Annotated in this window: 2 protein-coding genes; both read left to right on the top strand. The window is 31.7% G+C overall.

Annotation, left to right across the window (positions count from 1 at the left end; translation table 11 throughout):
• A partial coding sequence (locus tag V7164_RS06560; protein WP_335353691.1) for a hypothetical protein occupies positions 1-225 on the top strand: 225 nt, incomplete at its 5' end.
• Between the two features lie 97 nt (positions 226-322).
• Positions 323-1,218 (top strand): serine hydrolase domain-containing protein (locus tag V7164_RS06555; protein ID WP_335353690.1); only part of this gene is annotated, 896 nt, incomplete at its 3' end.

The following is a 1,218-nucleotide window of genomic DNA, read 5'->3' as shown; positions in this document are numbered from 1 at the left end:
CAAATTGGGGGTATAAAATTGAATAACCAGGAAGAGTATTCTAAAGGCACTGCCAAAAACAGGAATGATATAAATATAAATAACAACTTTAGTCTATCTATTAATTTCGGTGATTCACTAAACTTATTTGCCTTAATTATAGGTTTCTTTATCATTAAAGGGATATCTAAACAATACAAAGTAAACAGGAAATTGCATAAAGAGAGTAAAGAAAAGAATGATTAATGGAGAACAGAAAAATCTGTTCTTTTAGCCATTTTCTCACTTAATGAATTAATAATAACTTTCCAGTCGCATTATTTTTAGAAATTAAGGAGGTAAAATGAAGAAAAAAACTACCAAGCTATTACTTAGTTTCTTAATAATTCTCTTGATCTGTTCAGTTCTTCTTGTATTGGTTTCCTCATTAATATTTTCCCCACAATATGTTTTTAGGACGATAGTAAATGGAAATTCAGATGTAATGGATTACAAAGTATTTCCTGAGCGGATTATTCAAAAAAGCTCTCAGCCCTATCATTACAAATACAACCTGGATGCATCTCTAAAAGTCATGCCAATAGACTATACATATAAAGGAAAAGGCAGAACAAAACCATTGAATACCATACTGGAGGAGACTAATACCACGTCTTTTATTATTGTCTACAATGACAAAGTAGTGCTAGAAGAATATAACAACGGATATGGTCAGGAAACGGTTAATACATCATTCTCAATGGCTAAGTCAATCGATTCGTTGTTAATTGGAATGGCGATTGAAGATGGTTATATTAAAAGTGTAAAACAGTCCATTGCTGATTATATAATTGAGTTCAAAGGAACAAATATGGAGAGGATTACAATTGAAGATTTACTTTTGATGCGTTCAAACATCAGCTATGAGGAAGGGAATATCTGGTTTGGAGATGATGCTAAAACGTATTATATGCCTGATTTACGTAATTTAGCGTTGACTCATAAAAATCTGACGTCAAAATACCAAGGTAAATTTCATTATAATAATTATCATCCTTTATTACTGGGCATTATTCTGGAGCGAAGTACGGGTAAACATGTATCGGAATACTTCGAAAAGGAATTTTGGAATAAAATCGGAGCTGAAAGTGATGCCTCATGGAGTCTAGATAGTAGAGAATCAGGTTTTGAAAAAATGGAAAGCGGTATTAATTTCAAAGCAATAGATTTTATAAAGATAGGCAGCATGTTAATTAATGG

The organism is Bacillus sp. JJ1474, assembly GCF_036965225.1.
Lineage (GTDB): Bacteria > Bacillota > Bacilli > Bacillales > Cytobacillaceae > Cytobacillus.
This window is presented reverse-complemented; position numbering and strand designations above follow the sequence as displayed.